This is a genomic window from Caulobacter sp. S45 (assembly GCF_009765965.1).
GTDB lineage: Bacteria > Pseudomonadota > Alphaproteobacteria > Caulobacterales > Caulobacteraceae > CAHJWH01.
On sequence record NZ_LMUL01000011.1, the window covers coordinates 1 to 206 of the forward strand.

A 206-nucleotide genomic window follows, 5' to 3' on the forward strand; every position below is an offset into this window, starting at 1 on the left:
CTGTGAAGGATCACAGACAGCTTGCGAGCCAAGGCCACGCGCGCCTTGCCTGGGCCGGCCCGCTGCGCAATCGCCAGCGCCCAGTCCCGCAAATGCGAGGCTCGCTTGACCCGGTGCAGCATAACTATGGCGGCTTCGTACATCAGCGTGCGCGCCAGACCGTCGCCGCACCGTGAGATGCGCCCGCTGCGGTCAATCTCGCCAGA

The 206-nt window shown here is 67.0% G+C and carries 1 protein-coding gene; it reads right to left on the minus strand.

Annotated elements, in window-relative coordinates:
• On the minus strand, positions 1-206 hold a 206-nt coding region (locus tag GSQ87_RS22700), incomplete at both ends, for a transposase (protein WP_371416654.1).